At 58.4% G+C, this 12,559-nt stretch carries 12 protein-coding genes; 3 read left to right on the forward strand and 9 right to left on the reverse strand.

What is annotated here, in order from left to right; all coding sequences use genetic code 11:
* Positions 1 to 1,440, forward strand: a complete 1,440-nt coding sequence (locus RA27_RS07800; protein ID WP_039536456.1) for an amidase family protein — start codon at positions 1 to 3, stop codon at positions 1,438 to 1,440.
* A gap of 274 nt (positions 1,441 to 1,714) precedes the next feature.
* Here the strand turns inward: RA27_RS07800 and RA27_RS07805 are convergent, their stop codons facing one another.
* Positions 1,715 to 2,476, reverse strand: a complete 762-nt coding sequence (locus RA27_RS07805) for an NAD kinase (RefSeq protein WP_039536458.1) — start codon at positions 2,474 to 2,476, stop codon at positions 1,715 to 1,717.
* Positions 2,477 to 2,644: 168 nt separating this feature from the next.
* Here RA27_RS07805 and glyA point away from each other — a divergent pair, with 168 nt between their 5' ends.
* Positions 2,645 to 3,940 carry a serine hydroxymethyltransferase gene (gene glyA / locus RA27_RS07810; protein WP_039536460.1) on the forward strand — a complete coding sequence of 432 codons (1,296 nt, stop codon included), beginning with the start codon at positions 2,645 to 2,647 and terminating at the stop codon, positions 3,938 to 3,940.
* Between the two features lie 134 nt (positions 3,941 to 4,074).
* Here the strand turns inward: glyA and RA27_RS07815 are convergent, their stop codons facing one another.
* The 3 genes from RA27_RS07815 to RA27_RS07825 all read right to left on the reverse strand — a co-directional run bounded on the left by RA27_RS07815 (position 4,075) and on the right by RA27_RS07825 (position 5,543).
* Positions 4,075 to 4,359, reverse strand: coding sequence for a hypothetical protein (locus RA27_RS07815; RefSeq protein ID WP_039536462.1), 285 nt, complete (start codon positions 4,357 to 4,359; stop codon positions 4,075 to 4,077).
* 33 nt (positions 4,360 to 4,392) lie between these two features.
* Complete coding sequence (locus RA27_RS07820) at positions 4,393 to 5,076, reverse strand: PspA/IM30 family protein (protein ID WP_039536463.1); 684 nt, start codon at positions 5,074 to 5,076, stop codon at positions 4,393 to 4,395.
* 92 nt (positions 5,077 to 5,168) lie between these two features.
* Positions 5,169 to 5,543, reverse strand: coding sequence for a hypothetical protein (locus tag RA27_RS07825; RefSeq protein WP_039536465.1), 375 nt, complete (start codon positions 5,541 to 5,543; stop codon positions 5,169 to 5,171).
* A gap of 89 nt (positions 5,544 to 5,632) precedes the next feature.
* On the opposite strand from RA27_RS07825, the gene RA27_RS07830 reads away from it, so the two are divergent.
* Positions 5,633 to 6,391 carry an alpha/beta fold hydrolase gene (locus RA27_RS07830; RefSeq protein WP_152610671.1) on the forward strand — a complete coding sequence of 253 codons (759 nt, stop codon included), beginning with the start codon at positions 5,633 to 5,635 and terminating at the stop codon, positions 6,389 to 6,391.
* Here RA27_RS07830 and RA27_RS07835 read toward each other — a convergent pair whose 3' ends face one another.
* The 5 genes from RA27_RS07835 to RA27_RS07855 all read right to left on the reverse strand — a co-directional run.
* Positions 6,392 to 6,577 carry a hypothetical protein gene (locus tag RA27_RS07835; RefSeq protein ID WP_039536469.1) on the reverse strand — a complete coding sequence of 62 codons (186 nt, stop codon included), beginning with the start codon at positions 6,575 to 6,577 and terminating at the stop codon, positions 6,392 to 6,394. It lies immediately after the preceding gene.
* Positions 6,578 to 6,662: 85 nt separating this feature from the next.
* Positions 6,663 to 7,055, reverse strand: a complete 393-nt coding sequence (locus RA27_RS07840; RefSeq protein ID WP_039536471.1) for a rhodanese-like domain-containing protein — start codon at positions 7,053 to 7,055, stop codon at positions 6,663 to 6,665.
* Between the two features lie 85 nt (positions 7,056 to 7,140).
* The gene (locus tag RA27_RS07845; RefSeq protein ID WP_039536473.1) at positions 7,141 to 8,481 is read right to left on the reverse strand and encodes an HlyD family type I secretion periplasmic adaptor subunit; all 1,341 of its coding nucleotides are present in this window, start codon (positions 8,479 to 8,481) and stop codon (positions 7,141 to 7,143) included.
* Between the two features lie 3 nt (positions 8,482 to 8,484).
* On the reverse strand, positions 8,485 to 10,794 hold the full coding sequence (locus tag RA27_RS07850; RefSeq protein WP_039536475.1) for a type I secretion system permease/ATPase: 2,310 nt from the start codon (positions 10,792 to 10,794) through the stop codon (positions 8,485 to 8,487).
* A gap of 36 nt (positions 10,795 to 10,830) precedes the next feature.
* Positions 10,831 to 12,559 (reverse strand): hypothetical protein (locus tag RA27_RS07855; RefSeq protein ID WP_039536477.1); only part of this gene is annotated, 1,729 nt, incomplete at its 5' end.

A 12,559-nucleotide genomic window follows, 5' to 3' on the forward strand; every position in this document is an offset into this window, starting at 1 on the left:
ATGACAAATGGTGACATCTGGCGTCTTGGTGCAACCGAACTGACCACGCTGACACGAACGGGCGATCTGAGCGTGGAGGAGGTCGTGCTGGACGCGTTGGAGCGGATGCATCAGATAAATCCCACCCTGAATGCGGTGGTGGAAGACTTGAGCGCCGCGGCACTTGAGCGTGCCAAAGCGTTGGATACTGCACGGGCGAGCGGCGCAGCAGTGGGGCCTCTTCACGGTGTTCCGGTTACCATCAAGGTGAATGTCGACCAGAAAGGCCATGCCACCACAAATGGCGTGGTGGCCTTGAGAGATGTCATCGCACCCGATGATGCGCCGGTGGTTTCCAACCTGCATAAAGCAGGCGCTATCGTCATCGGGCGCACGAACACGCCCGAGTTCTCGTTCCGCGCTGATACGGACAACCCGCTTCATGGGCGCACGTATAATCCGTGGGGGCGCCACGTCTCGCCGGGCGGCTCGTCCGGGGGGGCTGGGGCGGCTGTAATGGCAGGTATCGGCGCGCTGGGTCATGGCAACGATATCGGTGGCAGTCTGCGTTTCCCCGCAGCAGCCAGTGGCGCGGTTACCGTGAAACCGGGGCTCGGTCGTGTACCGGCCTGGAACCCGAGCCAAAAGGCCGAGCGCGGAATGCTGGCGCAGTCGATGTCGGTGCAGGGGCTGATCACGCGGACAGCGAGCGATCTGCACCTGTCGATGCCCAGCCTGATCGTCCCGGATGCACGCGACCCGTTTCATGTGCCGATGCCGTGGCGCGGTGAGGAGCCGGACGGACCGGTCAAGGTGGCCTTTACAAGAAATACCTTCGGCTATGCGCTGCATCCTGAAGTGGACAAGGCGCTCGATACCGCTCGGGATGCGCTGGTCGATGCCGGATATCTGGTTGAAGAGATTGACCCGCCGGATGTGTTCGAATGTGGGCGCTTGGGCTACCGCGCACTGATGGGTGAAGTGCTGACGCTGATGAAAGGCGATATTGAGGCCGCCGGGTCGCAAACCATCCGTGATATATTCGAGGTGTACTTCCAGGAGTTTCCCCCGATTGTCGGCGACGGTCTGATTCAGGCGCTGGCGCAGCGCAGCCACTATGCGCGCGAATGGTCGCTGTTCATGCAGGATTACGCCCTGGTGCTGTCCCCTTTCCTACCGCAACCTTTCTTCAAACCGGACCGCGATACCGAAGGCGCCCAAGGTGTTCATGAGGTTTTGGGCTGCGCCGTCTATTCCTACGCGATGAATTTCCTTGGGCTGCCGGCCGCCAGCGTTCCGTCGCGCCTGGCCGAATTGCCGAACGGGCCGCAGCCTATCAACATTCAGATTGCGGCGCGGCGCTGGCGCGAGGATATGGCCGTGGATGCCGCAGCCGCCATTGAAGAACGCGTGGGACCGATGGCACCGATTCTGTGGGATCGAATGGCTCAGCAAACCTGAGAGGTCGCCGCGCCCCCTTTGCACACATAAAATAGACCCCGGGGTTTTGTACCCGGGGTCCGCATACTAAAATATGCCCGGATTTCAGATGACGAGCGTAGCACCACCCACCCTCGCCAGCGCTTAAACTGCGCAACCATTCGAAAACACCGTTAGATGGCCACTCACTTCCACCATGGCGTGTTCTCCGGGCAGGTTGAAGTTAACAAATGGTTGTGCTGCTGCATGTGAACTGGTTCACATAAGCGAAAAGAAACACACAGCCCTCGCAGGTTTATGTGAACTGTTCCGAAATCAGCCGCTCTTCCAAACCATGTCCGGGGTCAAACAGTATGCGATGCTGAATGGTGGTTTCCGACCTGATTTCAACCCAGTCGATATCCGGAAACGAAATGGAATCGGCAGCAACGATGACCGGCCGCTTGTCGGCCTCGATCACATCGAACCTGACCTTTGCCAACTTCGGCAGCAAGGCTCCGCGCCACCGTCGTGGCCGAAACGCTGCAATCGGCGTCAGCGCCAGTACATCCGCGCCAATAGGAACAATCGGCCCGTGTGCGGAGTAATTATAAGCCGTTGAACCGGCCGGAGTGGCCAGCAACGCGCCGTCGCAAACAAGCTCGGCCATGCGCTCCCGTCCATCCACGCTGATCCTGAGCCGCGCGGCCTGAGGTCCTGCGCGCAACAGTGAAACCTCATTGATCGCCAGTGCTTCGTGCTTTTGCCCAGACTGATCCATCGCGGTCATTGCAAGCGGGTTGACGACCTCTTCCTCAGCCTCTGCAAGTCGGGCCATCAGGTCGGTCTCGGCATATTCGTTCATCAGAAAGCCAATGGTCCCGCGGTTCATTCCGTAGACCGGCGCATCCAGATGCTGGATGCCCTGCAGCGTTTGCAGCATGAAGCCATCCCCGCCCAGCGCCACCACGACATCCGCATCCCGCGGCGCCGCATGTCCATAGCGTGCCACAAGAGCGTCACGGGCGGTTTGCGCCACTTTGGCATCGCTGGCCAGAAAGGCGATTCTCTTGGTCATGTTTTATGGTTTCCAGTGCTGCACATTTGGTTCCGAAACAAACATACCTTTCCGGATTAGGCCAGAGTTGACGCCATAGCAGGCCATTTCGTCGCTTTACAGCCTTTCTGACTTCCGTCGTTTCCGATAGGAAATCCGCCAGATACACCCCAGCCATGCGGAGCGCACATGAACGCCAACCTTCGTGATACCGGTTTTTTCACCCAGCCCCTCGCGGATCGTGACCCCGAGCTGTTCGGTTCGATCACATCCGAGTTGGGCCGCCAGCGCGATGAGATCGAGCTGATCGCCTCGGAAAACATCGTCTCTGCCGCCGTGATGGAGGCACAGGGCTCGGTTATGACCAACAAGTATGCCGAAGGGTATCCGGGCCGCCGGTACTATGGCGGTTGTCAGTTCGTCGACATTGCCGAGAACCTGGCCATCGACCGTGCCAAGCAGCTGTTCGGATGCGACTTCGCCAACGTGCAGCCCAACTCAGGCTCTCAGGCCAACCAAGGTGTCTTTCAGGCGCTGATCAAGCCGGGCGATACCATTCTGGGCATGTCGCTGGATGCAGGGGGTCACCTGACCCACGGCGCCGCCCCGAACCAGTCAGGCAAGTGGTTCAACGCCGTTCATTATGGCGTACGCAAGCAGGACAACCTGATCGACTATGATCAGATCGAAGCGCTGGCGAAAGAGCATCAGCCCAAGCTGATCATCGCAGGTGGCTCGGCCATTCCACGTACGATTGATTTCGCTCGTATGCGCGAGATTGCCGACATGGTTGGCGCCTATCTGCATGTAGACATGGCCCATATTGCCGGTCTAGTTGCCGCGGGTGAGCATCCCTCACCCTTCCCGCACGCGCATGTGGCCACCACCACAACGCACAAAACCCTGCGCGGCCCGCGCGGCGGCATGATCCTGACCAATGACGAAGCGATCGCCAAAAAAGTGAATTCCGCGATCTTCCCCGGCATTCAGGGCGGCCCGCTGATGCATGTGATTGCTGGCAAGGCCGTTGCCTTTGGCGAGGCACTGCGCCCCGAGTTCAAGGACTACATCAAACAGGTTGTCGTGAATGCGCAGGCACTGTCGGATCAACTGATCAAAGGCGGTCTGGACACCGTGACGCACGGCACCGACACCCATGTGGTTCTGGTCGACCTGCGCCCCAAGGGCGTCAAGGGCAACGCCACTGAGAAAGCTCTGGGCCGGGCACATATCACCTGCAATAAGAACGGTGTCCCGTTCGACCCCGAGAAGCCCACGATCACCAGCGGTATCCGTCTGGGCTCTCCTGCTGGCACCACCCGTGGCTTTGGCGAAACCGAGTTCCGTCAGATCGCCGATTGGATCATCGAGGTCGTCGACGGTCTGGCCGCCAACGGTGAAGACGGCAACAGCGCCGTCGAGGCAAAGGTCAAGGCAGAAGTCGCAGACCTGTGCGCAAAGTTCCCCATCTATCCAAACCTCTGAAAGGTTTAGGTCAGAAATGCAGAAAGCGGCGCCAAATCGGTGCCGCTTCTTTTTTTTGAACTTGTTCCCTTGCAGTGAGGAAGTGTCTAAAACACCGGGTCCACGCGGCGCTTGCCAGCGCAGCCGCAAAGGAATCAGATGTCGGATTTTGGGTCTTTCAGAACCTCTTCGAGCAGCTTTTCGTTCCGCGCCTCTTCGATGCGATTGATGCGATCTTCTGCAGACCGGGCGTCGAACCGATACTTTACCACGTTGATCAGGCTCAGTGTCAGCAAGACAACCCCCATTCCCCAGTAACCTTTCGTCGCCAACGGAACGTCGGTGGACATATAAAGCGAGATACCAAGCAGGGCGTAGGCCACAACAACACCGGCACCGTTCAGCATCAGGATCAGCGTATTTTCATTACTGTTGTTCATGTCAGGTCTCCTATCTCAATTATCGCGGTTGAATTAATCATTGGTCCGGGACTGGATACGGGCCAGAATATCTGCTGCCGTAGCACGGGTTTTGGGGCCATATCCGGCATCTTCCATCCGGTCCGCTATGCTGGTGTGATCAAGCCCGGTCTCTATGTCCCGCAGGATCTCGGATTGCTCGAACGGGTCATCCTGCTGCATCACCCGATTGATCAGGCCTTCGGCTTCATCCATTGGGCTATCGCCGCCCAGATGCCGGTTCAGGCGGGCCTGAAGCCCCTGCTCACGCCGGACGGCACGGGCAGAAATGGCGCCCTGCTTCAGATCGAGAATGCGACGGTTTGCAGTCTCAACGGTCTGGCGCAACCGAAGGATGCGCGTTTCAAGTCGATCGGTCGTCTGAGACCGCAAAACCGCTTCATTTTCCAGATCCGCAACTGCCTGAGCCGCACTTAGAGCCAAATCTTCACGATTGTCCTTGAGCGCCTGAGCCGCCCGAACCATGAGATCATCAACCCGAGACTTCAGCCCGTCAATTTGGCGGGTTTCACTGCGCTGGCGTTGGATCAGGCTCGCCAATGTCAACTTGGCGGCCTTGAGATTTTGTTCCGCCTCGCGGATTTTCTGATCGATCAATTCGATCGAATATGCATCACGCAGGCGGTCCTCGGCCCGGGCATTTGCGCCGTTTATCAAGGTCTTCAACGTACCGAACATGCATTCCTCCAATCATGAACATCGTTCATAAATTGGATATAGCAAGCACCTGAACCGCGTTCACAGCTAAGCGGATATGCCAAACGTCCCTGTCAGATCAAGCCGCGTGACCTGAGAATGAAAATCGACACCGCCGTCAGTACCAACAAACCCAGAGCCACAGAGCCCAGAAAGCTCAGAAACCAGCCCCAGCGCCGGTCAGCAAGGTTGATCGCGCTGAGGTGATTCTGCACATCATCCGAGGCTTGTTCGAGCTTCGGAGTGTCCAGCACAAGTCGCAACCTGGGATGGACCGCCATCTGCTCGGCCTGCGCCAGCACCATCGCCTGTTTGTAGATTTTGCGAGGCAGACGCCGTTTCGCCCGGCGTACGGATGCAGTCAGCGTCTTGTCACGCACACCAAGCTTCTTACGCAGCAGCATAATGGTCTGCGCGATCCGGGTCTGAATATCGATTTCCTGCGACATTGGCGCCTCCTGACGGGACAATGTAGCCGTGTGCGGCACGGGCGACAATGGGGCTGGTTGTTCCGCGTGGCGGCGAGTATCACATGGTCATGCTCAACACGATCATCCATGGCGACCCGACTGACCATCCCCCCTTGTTGATAGCGCACGGCCTATACGGTTCGGCCCGCAACTGGGGCGTTATCGCGCGCCGTTTGTCCGATGAGCGGCAGGTGATCGCCGTCGATATGCGCAATCACGCCTACAGCTTTTGGGACAGTCAGCATGGCTATCCCCAACTGGCGCAAGATTTGGCCGAGGTGATAGACAGTGCCGGCGGCGTTGCGGATGTAGTCGGGCATTCGATGGGCGGGAAGGCGTCGATGGTTCTGGCGTTGCAACACGGCGACCATGTCCGCAAACTGGTAGTGGCCGACATTTCGCCCGTCGCCTACGGGCACAGTCAGATCAAGTATATCGAAGCGATGCGCGCCGTTGATATGTCGCGCGTCCAACGTCGCTCGGATGCAGAGGCTCAACTGGCCGATCAGGGCGTTGAAAAAGCGCTTCAGAGCTTCTTTACGCAATCTCTGGACGTTGAAAACAAAAAATGGCGACTGAATCTGGATGTCCTGGCCGATGAAATGCCCAGTATCATGGGCTTTCCGAATATGGCTGGCAGTTGGAACGGCCCTGCGCTGTTTCTGTCCGGTGCTGAATCCGACTATGTGCTGCCCGAACACCGCGACCGGATTCGCACACTGTTCCCTGCCGCTCGTTTTGCCAAGATCCCCGGCGCGGGCCATTGGCTGCACGCAGAGAAACCTCGCGAATTCGAGGCCGCTGTCAGAGCATTTCTGAATGCGTGATCAGGTGCCTTGATAAAGGCGCTTTGCAACCAGCAATGAAATCGGCGCTGCCACAACCGCCCCTGCGGCTGCGGCATAGATGATGGCCATGGAAGTGACCATTCCAGCGGCCAGAACCGCGATTACGGCAGAACCGGCAATTGCGGTGGCGATCAGAGAATAAAGCATGGCTGCTAGGCGAAACATGGCCAGTCATCCTGTCTGTTGGCTTCTGACCTTTGCATTACAGCAATGGAATATGTGTGACTTTGATTTGGGTCAGATCGCGCGGTTACATTCCGCGGTCCATGGGTCCGATAGCCTCGCCGCCGCCATTCACCCAATCTGCAAACCCACCGAGGTTGTAGACATGCGAATACCCCATATCCTTGAGAAGCTTACCGGCCAGCGCCGCCCTGCCGCCCGACGCACAATGCAGGATGATCACACGATCCATGCGTAACTCCGGATCGTGAGACGGCAAATCCGGGTCAGCCCGAAACTCCAGCATCCCGCGCGAAATATGATGTGAGCCGACAGCACGGCCAGTCCGTTCCAATTCAGGCGCGTCCCGAATGTCCAGAAGCAGCGCGCCCTGCCCCAGCAGTTCCTTCGCCCTGCCCGCATCGATGCGTTCAACTACGGCGTTCGCGGCCTCCATCATTTCTTTCACGGTCAATGGCATCAGCGCCCCTCCTGCACATGAATTTGCGGAAGGGTAACATGCAAAAATTGGAAGATGTAGTCGCCTCGATCCGCGCGTCGCGAAATCAGTGCTCTCGGAAAGCGCGTGACATGCTGTCGACCACCGGCTTCGCGATATAGGCCGCAAAGGTGCGTTCCTCGGTCTGGATCATGATCTCGGCAGGCATACCAGGCGTGGGCACAAAACCCCGCACGCGGCTCATCTCATCTGTGGTCAGCGAAATACGCGCCAGATAGACCTCTTGCGGCATACCCGCTGAATCCTCGACCAGCGAGTCGGCCGACACGTAATACACTTCGCCCTCCAGAACCGGAGTCGTGCGCTGATTGAGCGCGACAAGGCGCACGGTGGCAATCTGCCCGGTCACGACACTGTCAATCTCGGTCCGGGGGATTTGCGCCTCGATAATCAATGGCGCATCGGCGGGCAGAATCTCGGCAATCTGTTCGCCGGTCTCAATCACGCCGCCGGGGGTGTGGTGATGCAGACGCACCACCGTGCCGGTTACCGGAGCGCGGACCACAGCGCGGGCCAGAACGCTGCGGGCCTGACGGGCCTTTTCACGCACACTTTCCAGATCGGCCTCGATTACGCCCAACTCGTCAAGCGCGGCTTCGCGATACGCCGAGCGGGTCCGCAAAATCTGCTCTTCGTATTTCAGCAGCATCTGATTGACCTCAGCTGTTTCGGCCCGCAAGCGTGCCAACTGGCCTTCAGCTTCGGCCTGCACCCGGCGGATCGTGTTCAGATCACCTTTGCGCACCAGCCCCTTCTCGAACAACGAGTATTTGGTTTCATATTCTTCCTTCAAAATGTCCGAGCGCCGCTCCATGCTGATCAGCTGCGCTTCGAACCCCGACGCACGAATTTTCAGCGCCTCCATATTGCGCTGAAGCAGAGCAATATCGTTCAACAATGTCTTGCGCGACACATCGAAGCTGAGTTTCTGATTGTCGAGGATCGTCATGACCTCGACGTCATCCGAAGCCTCGATCAATCCGGGCGAAAACACCAGGTTTTCCTGCTCGCTATGCTCGGCCAGAAGCCGTTCGGTCATGGCCTGAAGGCGGATTTTGCGAATGAACAGCTCGCGCTCATTTGCCTCGGCCGAGGTCTGGTCCAGCGTCATCATAATCTGACCGGCCTGAACCGCTTCTCCCTCGGCAACCAGAATGTTCTCGATGATTCCGCCTTCAAGATGCTGAACGATCTTGTTGCGGCCAGTGGCAACAAAGCTGCCCTGTGCGATGACAGCAGCCGCCAGCGGTGCACGAAACGACCAGACCCCAAAACCACCGAAACAGGCGATGAGCATGACAAGCCCAATCACGATGAATTTGTTGATCGAGCGCGGAACCTCGGCATACCAGAGACCGGATTCGTCGGTGCGTGACACGTCGTTCATCGCTTAATCCCCCTTGCCCTGTATTTCGGGCGGTTGCTGGCGCGGCCCGTTAAGCTGCTCAAGCACTTGTTCGCGCTGTCCGAACAGCGCCACGCGCCCATCGGTGAGCAGCATGATCTTGTCGACAACGTTCAGCAGCGTCGGTTTTTGCGTAATCACGACCACGGTAATCTTGCTCTCCCGAGCCTGTTCAATCGCCCGCGCGAGCGCCTTGTCACCCGCCACGTCGAGGTTCGAATTCGGCTCATCCAGAACAACCAGCCGTGGATTTCCAAAGAAGGCCCGCGCCAGAGCGATGCGCTGTTTCTGGCCTCCTGAAAGGGGTGACCCATCTGCAGCCACCACGGTTTCATAGCCCTGCGGCAGCGTGGCGATCATGTTGTGGACATCGGCCAGAACAGCCGCGTCGTGGATTTGCTCATCTGTCGCATCGGCGCGCATCCGGCCAATATTGTCCTTGATGGTGCCAGGGAACAGTTGCACATCCTGGGGCAGATAGCCGATGTTTTCTCCAAACTGACGCGGGTCCCAGTTGCGGATATCCATCAGGTCCAGCCGGACACTACCCGCAGTCGGCAGGATCGAACCCACCAGCGTTTTGCCCAGCGTCGTTTTACCTGCTCCCGAGTTCCCGATAATCGCCAGAGTTTCCCCCGGGTTCAGCGCAAAGGTGATCCCGTTCAGTACGACACGCTTGGTGCCGCCGGGCACATAGAGCAGACGTTCCACATCCAGCCGTCCCTCGGGACGTGGCAAACGCAGCTTCTCGTATTGCAAAGCCGAATTCGACAGCAGAGCCTTGATCCGTCCGAAGGCGCCGCGCGTCAGCAGGAAGGTATTCCAACCCTCAATCGACCCTTCGATCGGCGCGAAAGCCCGTCCCGCGATGATCGAGGCGGCGATAACCATACCGCCTGTAATTTCACCCTGAAGGGCCAGAAAGGCGCCCCAGCCCAGAATGCCGATTTGTGTCAGCAGACGCACGGCGCGCGAAATGGCGGCGAAGATCACGTTGCGATCCTGCGCCTTGACCTGCCAAGTCAGCGACTGTGCGGTGTCCCGCCCCCAGATGCGCACGGCCTCGGGGATCATCGCCAAAGCGTTGATGATCTGGCTGTTGCGCGACATCGAATCCAGATGCTGGTTGGCCAGCGATTGCGCCTGATTGGCTTTGGCAAAGGGCTTGGCTGTCATTTTCTGGTTTACCAGCGCGATGACCATCAGGATCAGGGCAGTCGTCACGACGATCATCCCCAGTTGCGGATGCACCAGAAAGATCATCAGAATAAACAGCGGTGCGAACGGCACGTCGAGAAATGAAATCAGCGTGCCCGAGACCAGAAAGCCACGCACCTGCTGCAGATCACCCAAGGTCTGATATTCACGCCCATTCCCATGGAGCGAGGCGTGGGCAGCTGCGCTGAGAACCGGGGCTCCGAGACGCGCGGCCACCTCGACCGCGGTGCGCATCAGCATGAAACGCCGGACCGCGTCGAAGGCGGATTGAAAAATGACCGCTCCGGCAACGATAGCGGTCAGCATGATCAATGTATCCAGTGACCGGCTGGTCAGAACCCGGTCGCTGATCTGAAACAGATAGATCGGGATCGCAAGGATCAGGATGTTGGTCGCACATGTCAGCACCAGCACGAAGGCCAGATTGCGCCAGATCGCGCGAAGCGACGTGCGCAACGTCTTCTGGAAATCCTCGGGTGGGGTGCGTTTGTGGAAGGTTTGGGGTGGCCCCTTGCCATCGCCACCACCCGTTCCCGGGCGCAGCAAGGGTTGGTTGGCCTTGGCCTCGATCGTGGTGCCCATGCGGTCTTTGCCGTCCGACGACGCAGAGGGGGTCATGCGCGCAGTCGATTGATCGGCGGTTTCACAATCCGAGGCTTCGGCATCGGCCACCCCAGTGTCGCCACCCACAGGATCCTTATCTTGCGTAGGCCGCGACTGCGCGCGCCGAAGGGGAGAGCCAGCGCGCGGTTGTGAGGTTCGATCTCTCTGCTCTGCCTGCTTCTGCCCCGAACCGGCCGGTTGTGCCGCTGCCCGAGGTGCTTTTGCTTGCTCCCTCGAACCGCTCGCCGGCCCGGCGACCGGAGCGCCGGTTGTCTCTGCAACATCGGGTTTGGATTTCGACCCCGCCAACTTCATCTCACTGGTCAGACGCAGACGGGATACCGTTTTGGACACGCTACTCTCGCTTGGTTTTGCTACGCGGTCACGCGGTTCCAGGGTCAACGGGCCTCCACCGCCATGCCGGTCCAATGGACTTGCAAAACGGGTGCGGCGCGACGAAAAAACGATCGACATAAACTAACCTTCCGGTCACTCGTAAATCAGGAAAGATCAGGCCAGCATAGTTTGCAGGCCATCAGAGGAGTTCGCCATTTCGCTCGGCGTGAGATCATTGCCCTTCGGACCAATACCGCTTTCGTAACCGGGCATCCCCGCCTCTTCCATGATGGCGGCAATCGCCTCGTTGGTCATTTCGGCGATGTCCTCGTTTGTCGGCATGTCGATCAGGCTTGCCTGATGCAGCAACAGATCGGAATACGATCCGTCCTGCGCCATGACGACGGAATCCACACCTGCCTTGGTAACGCTGGCGGCATTCAGCATCGCGTTGCTGCCCGCCAGAACCTCGGTTTCATCAGCATGGGGCCCTTTCAGGTGAACGTCATCCTGATCTGCAAGGACGGTTGACTGCTCGGCCACGTTGACCTGTACAAGCGAGCCGTCGACCTTGAGAACGCGCATCTGTTCCATGCCTGCGAACATCGGGTCGTTCATCAGCGCATCTTCCAGCGCCGCCAAGTCATCCTCACCCAGGGCCATCGCTTCGGCCATTGAGTCATGCATTACCTGATGCGTGTCTTCGCCTTCGGTCTTGAGCGAAACCTCGTTCATGACCAGATTCTCGTCCGATCCGTCGATGGGCTCGGGCAGTCCGCCCGTCACCACATCGTCATCCATCAATACATGTGTCTGGATAAACGCATCGACCGAAATCATATCGCCTTCGATCATGATCAGGTCATAGTAGCTGCCAAGTTGTAGGATGTTTGTGACATCGACCAACTCGTTGTCACCCAACGCGTACAGCGTGGTCGTTGCGTTGATCTCGGCATCGATGTGATCGATATCCGTCGCGTCGATGTCCTGCTTGACAAAATTCGCAACGATCAGGTCGGTGGTGATCCAGTCGACATGAACGAATGCTGGTGCATCATCTTCGCTGGAACCCTGTTTCAGCCACGGTGCCGATTTGCCTTCGACCTCAATCGTCGAGGAATGCACCACATTGGTGCCCGATCCGCCGTTCGTACCCTTATCGATGTCCGATACAACGGCAACCTGACTGACCATGGTCAGGTCGATCGACTTACCGCCTACCGCAATGTAAGGCGCATCAACCCAGGCTATGGTCGCATTGACTTCGTTGATCGCGAGATTGCCACCCGCGATCACCGTGTGGCCATCGGCGAATTCGGAATCGTCGTCGCGATCCCATTCGGCGGGCATCGCATCGGGCGTGTCGTCTTCCTCTTCCTCATCAGGCTGATGATGCTTGGGCAGAAGATCTGCCCAGACAGGCGCTTCGTCCACATGCTCACCATTGACGATCACGCCCATGGCTTCTTCGCCGTGGAACTGATAAACGATCGCGCCTTCAACCTCGACGTTGATCGGTGCCAGCATCTGTTCGGCCAGTTCCTCGACATACTCGATGGACAGGTAGTCCGAGATCGAAATTGAGGGCACCGAGAAGGCGTGCATACTGGCCGCAACCTGCGCCGCCGCTTCAGCCAGTGCAATGAGTTGATCGACGTCGCGGAACTCTCCCTCTCCCACAACATCATTGTCGCGCAGGAATATCGTCTGGAACGTATAGGTCACGGCAGACCCGATGAGCTCTGTCACAATCTCGAGCTTTTGTTCGATTACAAATGTTGCCGCAACGCCGGTAAATCCTTCGGGCAGCGGCGGACCGGATGACGGCGGAGGCTCAAGCGCGATGACCGTCTCAAATACAGGACCATCGGATGGGGGTGGAAGTTCAGGAGTGGCGGGGGGG

Origin of the sequence: Ruegeria sp. ANG-R, from assembly GCF_000813985.1 — a bacterium.
Classification (GTDB): domain Bacteria; phylum Pseudomonadota; class Alphaproteobacteria; order Rhodobacterales; family Rhodobacteraceae; genus Ruegeria.